Origin of the sequence: Gordonia sp. (in: high G+C Gram-positive bacteria) (genome assembly GCF_049299075.1) — a bacterium.
In the GTDB taxonomy this organism is placed as follows: Bacteria; Actinomycetota; Actinomycetes; order Mycobacteriales; family Mycobacteriaceae; genus Gordonia.
This window is the reverse complement of sequence record NZ_JBAQWU010000291.1, coordinates 1-7694: the sequence shown is the minus strand read 5'-3', so window position 1 is coordinate 7694 and position 7694 is coordinate 1. Positions and strand designations below refer to the sequence as shown.

Genomic DNA, 7694 nt, shown 5'->3' with positions numbered 1-7694 from the left:
GGTCGCAACTCCGGGCGCCCCCCGGTCGACACCGCCGGCTCCGCCGCAGCACGGGCAACCGCCAACTCCTCCCCACCCCACCGGACCCCAGACCCGCGTCCGGTCGTCAGTGTCCGGACCCACGCCAGTTACGGCCCAATCCCCCGACGCTGCCACTGCGCTCCGGTCCGCGCCCGCAGCAGACAGCGCACCGGCCAGGAACCGTAAGCCCCTGTTGATCGGCGCGGCGATCGCCGCTGTCCTCGTACTAATAGGCGGCATCACCTCAGCCGTGCTGTTCAGCGGCGGCGAGGACGCTGTCGCCGCGCCCGCGATGATCAGCAGCGACAACGACACGTCCTGCAGTATCGCCGACGGGATCGCCTACTGCTGGGGCGAGAACGAGAACGGACAGGTCGGTGACGGTACGACGGTCAACCGGAGCACTCCCACGCGTGTCGAAGGACTGACCGGCGTGAGCGACATCAGTGCGGGTGGCCTGAGCTGCGCCATCGCCGATACCAACGCCTACTGCTGGGGCCTCAACCACTACGGACAAATCGGCGACGGCACTACTGAAAGCCGAAGCACACCCACCGCCGTCCAGGGTCTTAGCAACGTGACCGCTATCTCTCCGGCATACCAGATGGCTTGTGCAATCGCCGACGGCTTCCCGTACTGCTGGGGCGACAATCAACACGGCCAATTGGGCGATGGCAGCACCACTAATCGGACTACCCCGGTACGAGTGGAAGGGTTGACCGAAGTCTCGGCGATCAGCGCTGGTGCCGGCGCGGCGTGCGCCATCTCCAACGGCGACCTCTACTGCTGGGGCAGCAATACGTACAACGTCCTCAGCGACACCATGCCGTCGGGCTACGAGGCCCATCGCGCCAGTCCCGTGCAGATCCCAGGTCTGCGTGACGTCACCGCGGTGACTGTCGACGGTGCCGGTGTCTGCGTCATCGCCGGAGGCATTCCCTACTGCTGGGGCTCTAACGAATACACCCAGGGAAACACTCCTACACGTGTGGTCGGGTTGAGCAATCCAAGCTTCATCACCAACGGCGGTGGTACCGCCTGCGCGATCGCCGACGGCAGCGCCTACTGCTGGGGCGACAACGAGTACGGCCAGATTGGCGACGGCAGCACACAAGACCGCGATCTACCGACCCGAGTCGAAGGCCTGACGGATGTCACCTCGATCAGTGTCGGCGAGTCGGCGTGCGCGGTAGCTGCCGGGAATCGCTACTGCTGGGGCGGCAGTTCGGCCAAACAGACAACCCCAGTGCAGGTGGACTTCCCCTAAAAATCCAGACTATAGAGAACACAGCTTCCGCAGCCGAAACAGGTCTCTGCTGACGCACGAAGCCGCGCGAACGGGCCGCCGCTGGCACAGAGCGAGGGTCCGTGGTCCATTGGTCCACGGAGGGCGTCTCTGTGCCGGTGGCAGGTCGGCCAAACAGACAACCCGGTGCAGGTGGACCTCCCGAGAAACCCAAACGATAAGCTCGCGCCATGGAACTGTCTCCCCAATCGACTTTTGCCGGTTATCGGGTGATAGGACGCTTGGGCCGTGGCGGCATGGGCACCGTATATCTCGTCGATAACCCAACCCTCCAGCGTCGCGAAGCGCTCAAGGTGATCACCACCGGATCCGGGAACCCGGACGACTTCGCCGAGCGCTTCGCCCGCGAAGCCCGCACCGCGGCCAACCTGCACCACCCGTCGATCATCACCGTTTACACACACGGAGTCGACGACGACACCGCATGGTTCACCATGCGCCATCTCGACGGCGACGACCTCGCGTCCCAGAATCTGAACGATGCAGAAATTGGAAACGTCGCGCGGCAAGTCGCTGACGCGCTCGATTACGCGCACTCCCATGGCGTCATCCATCGGGACATCAAACCGGCCAACATCATCCTCACGAGAGATCGCGGCCGACTCCTCGCGACCGTACTGGACTTCGGAATCGCCAAACTCGCCGGATCCACCAATCTAACCGGCACCAACATGTTCATCGGCACGCTCAACTACGGTGCCCCCGAAGTGATCGACGGCAAGCCGCCGTCACCGGCTTCCGACCAGTACGCACTTGCCTGCAGCCTCTACGAGCTCTTGACAGGCGTGCCTCCGTTCGTCGCAGATTCACCGCTCGCTCTGCTCCGCGCACACGGTGACCAGCCTGCGCCACCGATCTCCAGTCGTCGCCCAGAACTCGCTGCTATGGACCCAGCTTTCAACCAGGCCCTGGCGAAGAATCCAGCTGATCGCTTCCCCAGCTGCCATGACTTCGTCGAGGCGACCTTGAACAACACCTGCAGCGCACCAACGATCGTCCGCACTCCAGCTGCACCGCAGCCCGGACGCACAGCGACCCAGGGAAACGTCCCCACCCGCCTGCGTACGCTGCCGCCACCCGCCGCCCCGGCGGGCTCGCACCCACTATCCCAGCGCGAATCGAATATCGGATCCGGCAATCGCACGGCGGTGCTGATCGGCAGCGTAGTTGCAGCAATCCTTCTAGCCGCCGGAATCCTGGTCACCGTCCTCCTGACCAAATCTGGAGACGACAGTGCCCGCGACGAAATGCCGCCGGCCGTTCCCGAATCTGCGCACAACCCGGCCGACTCGTCTGCTGTCACCAACCACCAGTCCGCCAGTGAACAGTCCGCCGCTGAACAATCCCCGAGTCAACCGACTCCCGTCGAACAGCCCGCCGTTGAAGAGTCCGCCTCCAACACAGAAGGTCAGCTCAGTACAAGGGAAGCTAACTATCTAGCGGAACTCCAGCGCAACAATGTCACTTTCGCAGACGACAACAACAACGCGACTGCACTCGCTTGGGGTCACTACGTGTGCCGAGAGAAGGCGAGCAACACCGACCCGGGCGTGATTAAGGCGTACATTCGCGCAGGTATCGGATCTCAGACGAAGACCGATCAGGAGGCCGGCACCATGGCCGACAATCTCATTTCCGCCGCCGCGACAAACCTCTGCTAACGCAGCGCGGCGAAACCGAGACTCGCTCTGTGCCGGTGAAACCGTGACGGCTACGGACGCGGCGTCAGAATGCGGGGGCCGTCGGCGGTGACGGCGACGGTGTGTTCCCAGTGTGCGGCGCGGGTGCCGTCGTCGGTGACCACGGTCCAGTCATCATCCAGGACTGTGGTGTCCGGCGTACCGAGCGTCAGCATCGGTTCAATGGCCAGCGTCGAGCCGACCACCAGGAGCTCCTTACCCCGGCCCGGATTGTCCGCGTTCGCCAGGAACGGGTCCATATGCATTTCGCGGCCGATCCCGTGGCCGCCGTAGCCGTCGACGATGCCGAAGCGGCGGTTGAACTTCTTCTCCGCGGCGCGGGTGCCGGCCTCAATGGCCCGCGAGACGTCGTTGACGGTGTTCCCGTCGAGCATCGCGGCGATCCCGGCCTCCAGGGATATCCGGGTGGCTTCGCTGAGTTCTTCGTCGTCGCGGGAGAGCTCTCCGACGCCGAAACTCCACGCCGAGTCACCGTGCCAGCCGTCCAGGATGGCACCGCAGTCGATGGAGACCAGGTCGCCCTGCGCCAGCACGGTGGTGCCGTTCGGTATGCCGTGCACCACGACATCGTTCACGGAGCTGCAAATAGACCCCGGGAACCCGTGATAGCCCTTGAACGACGGAACCGCGCCAGCTTCCCGGATCACTGTTTCGGCGATCTCGTCGAGGTCGAGCGTGGTGACGCCAACGTCGGCCGCCTCTCGGCAAGCAACGAGCGCGCGACCGACGACAGCGCCAGCGGCAGCCATCGCCTCGAGCTCACCGGCCGACCGAAACGGCACGACCTTCCGCTTCCGGAAACGGACCACTAGCGGCCGAGCTTACCGAGGATCTGCTGCTGCACTGCGGCCACTTCACCCATACCGTCGACCTCGATGATCCGGTCCGCGTAGTGGTCGAGCAGCGGAGAGGTCTCGGCGGTGTACACCCGCATCCGGTTGCGGATCACGTCTTCGGTGTCATCGGCACGACCGCGCGCCAGCATGCGCCCGACGACGGCGTCTTCGTCGACGACGATCGAGAGCACACCGTCCAGGCCCACCCCGAGATCGGCCAGAATGCCGGTGAGCGCCTCGGCCTGCTCCACCGATCGAGGGAAACCGTCGAGGAGGAAGCCCTTGGCGGCATCCGGTTCGCCGAGGCGTTCGCGGACCATGTTGATGGTGATCTCCGGCGGCACCAGGTCGCCGGCGTCGAGGTACTTCTTGGCCTCGAGGCCGATCGGAGTGCCCTGCGAGATGTTCGCGCGGAACAGGTCGCCGGTGGAGATGTGCGGGATGCCGAGTGTCTCGGACAGCAGTTCGGCCTGTGTGCCCTTGCCCGCTCCGGGCGGGCCAACGATGATGAGTCTCATTTCAGGAACCCTTCGTACTTGCGTTGCATCAGCTGGCTGTTGATCTGCTTAAGCGTATCGAGGCCGACGGCCACCATGATCAAAAGCGCGGTTCCACCGAACGGGAGGTTGGCCACACTGCTGTTGTTGCCGATTTCCAGGAACAGGTTCGGGAGGATGGCGATGATACCGAGGTACATCGAGCCGGGCAGCGTAATACGGCTCAGCACGTAGCTCAGGTAGTCGGCGGTCGGTTTGCCCGGACGGATTCCGGGGATGAAGCCGCCGTAGCGCTTCATATCGTCGGCACGTTCCTCCGGGTTGAAGGTCACTGCGACGTAGAAGTACGTGAAGAAGATAATGAGCAGGAAGTAGACCAGGATGTGCACCCAGCTGCCCGGGTTCACCAAGTTGTCTTGAATCCACAGCTTCCAGCCGGCCACTTCGCTGCTGCCCTGGGTAATGCTGATGATCAGCTGCGGGATGTACAGAAGCGACGAGGCGAAGATCACCGGGATGACACCGGCGGTATTCACCTTGATCGGAATGTACGTAGACGATCCTCCGTACATCTTGCGGCCCACCATGCGCTTGGCGTATTGGACGGGGACGCGTCGCTGGCCCTGCTCGATGAACACGACGGCCAGCAGGATGATCAGGACCGCGAGGCAGACAAGTCCGAAGACCAAGCCACCACGGGTCTGCAGGATGGTGCGGCCTTCCGCCGGGAGGCGGGCGGCGATACCGGCAAAGATGAGCAGCGACATGCCGTTGCCCACACCGCGCTCGGTGATCAGCTCACCGAACCACATGACCAGGCACGCGCCAGCGGTCATCACCAGGACCATGATGATCATGACCCAGATGGAGATCTCGCCGTCGGCACCGCGACGGATGATGGCGGTCGGATCACATTCGCCGCCGGACGTCGGAAGCAGATTGCCCGACGCGGCGAGCGCGACGATGCCGGTCGACTGCAGCAGCGCCAACGCCACCGTGAGGTAGCGGGTGTACTGCGTCATCTTGGCCTGGCCGGACTGGCCTTCCTTGCGCAACTGCTCGAAGCGCGGAATCACCACGGTCAGCAGCTGCACGATGATCGACGCGGTGATGTACGGCATGATGCCGATCGCGAAGACTGACAGCTGCAAGAGGGCGCCGCCGGAGAACATGTTGATCAGCGAGTAGATCTGCGCGGAATCGCCACGGCTGGCTTCGTCCACACATTGGCTGATCATGCGGAAGTCCACGCCGGGCGACGGTAGCGTCGCGCCGAAGCGGTAGAGCACGAGGATGCCGAGGACAAAGAAGATCTTCTTCCTCAGGTCAGGCGTCCGGAAGGTCGCCACGAGACTGGAAAGCACTAACTCCTCCTACGACCGCGCAATCACTGAAATGATCGCGAGCGGTGCTCGGCTTCTACTCATGAAATTCCCCGCGATACCGGCTCGGCCGGTGCCGCGGGCGGGGAGGGACCCCGCAGAACAAAAACTCTAACAGCCCACCAAGCGCGACCGGTCAGGCGCGTCCGGCGCTCATCCAACTAGGGGACAAACACTCCGGGCGCACCTGACCGTGTCGTCACTGGTAGGTGCCCACGAGCGTCTTACTGCTCGGTGCAGGTGCCGCCGGCAGCGGCGATCTTCTCTTGGGCCGCACCGGTGAACTTGTCGGCGGTGATATCCACCTTGACAGTCAGTTCACCGTCACCCAGGACCTTCACCAGCCGGTTCTTGCGCACGGCGCCAGCGGCGACGAGCTCGGGAACACCAATGGTGCCACCGGACGGGAACAGGCGGGTGATGTCGCCAACGTTGACGACCTGGTACTCGACCCGGTTGCGGTTCGTGAAGCCCTTAAGCTTCGGAAGCCGCATGTGGATTGGCATTTGGCCACCCTCGAAGCGAGCTGGCACGTTCTTGCGTGCCTTGGTGCCCTTGGTGCCGCGACCCGCGGTCTTACCCTTGGAGCCGTCGCCTCGACCCACGCGGGTCTTGTCGGTCTTCGCACCCGGTGCGGGGCGAAGGTGGTGCAACTTGATTGCGCTCATTCGCTGACCTCTTCAACTGTCACGAGGTGCCGCACAACGTTGATCAGGCCGCGGTTGATCGGCGTGTCCTCGCGGGTGACGGTCTTGCGAATACCCTTGAGGCCAAGGGTGCGCAGGCTGTCACGCTGGTTCTTCTTGGTACCGATGGTGCCTTTGATCTGGGTGATCTGCAGCTGTGCCATGGTTTACTTCCCTTCGGTCGCAGCGGCTGCGGCGGCGGCGCGAGCGCGCAGCATGCCGGCCGGTGCAACTTCTTCGACAGACAACCCGCGTCGGGCAGCGACCTCTTCAGGCTGCTGCAGCGACTTGAGTGCTTCGACGGTCGCGTGGACGACGTTGATGGCGTTGTCCGAACCCAGGCTCTTGGCCAGGATATCGGTCACTCCGGCGCACTCCAGGACGGCGCGCACGGCGCCACCGGCGATCACACCGGTACCCGGGCTGGCCGGACGGAGCATGACGACGCCGGCCGCAGCCTCACCCTGAATCGGGTGGGTCACGGTACCGCCGATCATCGGAACGCGGAAGAAGCTCTTGCGAGCCTCCTCGACGCCCTTCTGGATCGCGGCCGGAACTTCCTTCGCCTTGCCGTAGCCGACGCCGACCATGCCCTGGCCGTCGCCCACCACTACCAGAGCGGTGAAGCTGAAACGGCGGCCGCCCTTGACGACCTTCGAGACACGGTTGATCGTAACGACGCGCTCGAGGTGGTTGCGCTCTTCGCGCTCCCCGCCCCGGCCGCCGCGGCCACCGCGGTTGTCTCCGCGGCCGCGACGTTCGCCGCCCCCACGGTTGTCGTTACCGCGATTGTCATTGCTGTTATTGGCTCCGGCGGGACCGTTCCCGCCGTCACGCTGACGTCCGGGCATCAGAAGTCCCCTCCGGTCTTGGTAGTGCTGTTCATGGTCATCATCAGAACGACAGGCCTCCCTCGCGAGCGGCGTCGGCCAGCGCGGCGATGCGGCCGTGGTAGGCCTTGCCGCCGCGGTCGAAGACGATGGCCTCGACGCCAGCGGCCTTGGCACGCTGGGCGACCAGTTCGCCGACCTTAGCGGCCTGCGCGGACTTGTCGCCGCCTGCCGCACGCACGTCGGCTTCGATCGAGCTGGCGGCGGCAAGAGTGCGGCCGGTCAGGTCGTCGATCACCTGGACGTGGATGTGGCGGCTGCTGCGCTTGACGGCCATGCGCGGACGCGCGGCGGTGCCGGCGACCTTCTTGCGCAGGCGGAAGTGCCGACGATTCGTCGAGGTACGACGACGCGTCGATGCATCCGTGCCGAGGGG

9 protein-coding genes are annotated in these 7694 nt (G+C 64.5%); 2 read left to right on the top strand and 7 right to left on the bottom strand.

Annotation, left to right across the window (positions count from 1 at the left end):
• Positions 1–214: 214 nt before the first annotated feature.
• Positions 215–1288, top strand: a complete 1074-nt coding sequence (locus tag WAW85_RS08885; protein WP_422559252.1) for an RCC1 domain-containing protein — start codon at positions 215–217, stop codon at positions 1286–1288.
• Positions 1289–1497: 209 nt separating this feature from the next.
• Positions 1498–2988 (top strand): protein kinase domain-containing protein, encoded by a 1491-nt coding sequence (locus WAW85_RS08880; protein ID WP_422559251.1) that lies wholly within the window; start codon positions 1498–1500, stop codon positions 2986–2988.
• A 50-nt stretch (positions 2989–3038) separates the two neighbouring features.
• Here the strand turns inward: WAW85_RS08880 and map are convergent, their stop codons facing one another.
• From map to rplR, 7 genes are all read right to left on the bottom strand, one after another.
• Positions 3039–3836, bottom strand: coding sequence for a type I methionyl aminopeptidase (gene map, locus WAW85_RS08875; protein WP_422559250.1), 798 nt, complete (start codon positions 3834–3836; stop codon positions 3039–3041).
• Positions 3836–4381, bottom strand: a complete 546-nt coding sequence (locus WAW85_RS08870) for an adenylate kinase (RefSeq protein WP_422559249.1) — start codon at positions 4379–4381, stop codon at positions 3836–3838. Before WAW85_RS08870 ends, map begins: the two co-directional genes overlap by 1 nt.
• Entirely contained in the window at positions 4378–5724 is a 1347-nt protein-coding gene (gene secY / locus WAW85_RS08865) for a preprotein translocase subunit SecY (RefSeq protein WP_422559248.1), read from the bottom strand. Before secY ends, WAW85_RS08870 begins: the two co-directional genes overlap by 4 nt.
• Positions 5725–5966: 242 nt before the next feature.
• Positions 5967–6410: a 50S ribosomal protein L15 gene (gene rplO, locus WAW85_RS08860; protein ID WP_422559247.1), complete on the bottom strand. Its 444-nt coding sequence runs from the start codon at positions 6408–6410 to the stop codon at positions 5967–5969.
• Entirely contained in the window at positions 6407–6592 is a 186-nt protein-coding gene (gene rpmD, locus WAW85_RS08855; protein WP_422559246.1) for a 50S ribosomal protein L30, read from the bottom strand. The genes rplO and rpmD overlap by 4 nt, the downstream gene beginning before the upstream one ends.
• A 3-nt stretch (positions 6593–6595) precedes the next feature.
• Positions 6596–7279, bottom strand: a complete 684-nt coding sequence (rpsE, locus tag WAW85_RS08850; RefSeq protein ID WP_422559245.1) for a 30S ribosomal protein S5 — start codon at positions 7277–7279, stop codon at positions 6596–6598.
• Between the two features lie 43 nt (positions 7280–7322).
• Positions 7323–7694 (bottom strand): 50S ribosomal protein L18 (gene rplR / locus WAW85_RS08845; RefSeq protein WP_422559244.1); only part of this gene is annotated, 372 nt, incomplete at its 5' end.